Source organism: Nocardia heshunensis, from assembly GCF_054782115.1.
Genome location: NZ_BAAGTC010000065.1, coordinates 1 through 1,053, shown reverse-complemented (window position 1 = coordinate 1,053; position 1,053 = coordinate 1). Strand labels below are relative to the sequence as shown.

The 1,053-nt window shown below is 55.1% G+C and carries 1 rRNA gene; it reads right to left on the bottom strand.

Going from position 1 to position 1,053, the window contains the following annotated elements:
• Nucleotides 1-43: 43 nt before the first annotated feature.
• Nucleotides 44-1,053 (bottom strand): 23S ribosomal RNA (locus ACYVN4_RS45190); the annotation flags it as partial.

The window sequence follows — 1,053 nt, the reverse complement described above, 5'->3', positions numbered from 1 at the left end:
GTGTGTTGTTTCAGATACTGCACAGTGGACGCGTAGCTTCTTTGTTGGTAAGTCCTCGGCCTATTAGTACCAGTCACCTACACCTGTTACCAGGCTTCCAGTTCTGGCCTATCAACCCAATGGTCTGTTGGGGGCCTTACCCACTCGAAGTGGTGAGAAACCTCATCTTGGAACAGGCTTCCCGCTTAGATGCTTTCAGCGGTTATCCCTTCCGAACGTAGCAAACCAGCCGTGCTCCTGGCGGAACAACTGGCACACCAGAGGTTCGTCCGTCCCGGTCCTCTCGTACTAGGGACAGCCTTCCTCAAGTTTCTGACGCGCGCGGCGGATAGAGACCGAACTGTCTCACGACGTTCTAAACCCAGCTCGCGTGCCGCTTTAATGGGCGAACAGCCCAACCCTTGGGACCTACTCCAGCCCCAGGATGCGACGAGCCGACATCGAGGTGCCAAACCATCCCGTCGATATGGACTCTTGGGGAAGATCAGCCTGTTATCCCCGGGGTACCTTTTATCCGTTGAGCGACACCGCTTCCACTTGCCGGTGCCGGATCACTAGTCCCGACTTTCGTCCCTGCTCGACCTGTCGGTCTCACAGTCAAGCTCCCTTGTGCACTTGCACTCGACACCTGATTGCCAACCAGGCTGAGGGAACCTTTGGGCGCCTCCGTTACATTTTGGGAGGCAACCGCCCCAGTTAAACTACCCACCAGGCACTGTCCCTGAACCCGATCAGGGTCCGAGGTTAGAGGTCCAATACGATCAGAGTGGTATTTCAACGACGACTCCATAAACACTGGCGTGCCTACTTCAAAGTCTCCCACCTATCCTACACAAACCGTACCGAACACCAATACCAAGCTATAGTGAAGGTCCCGGGGTCTTTTCGTCCTGCCGCGCGTAACGAGCATCTTTACTCGTACTGCAATTTCGCCGAGTCTGTGGTTGAGACAGCTGAGAAGTCGTTACGCCATTCGTGCAGGTCGGAACTTACCCGACAAGGAATTTCGCTACCTTAGGATGGTTATAGTTACCACCGCCGTTTACCGGGGCT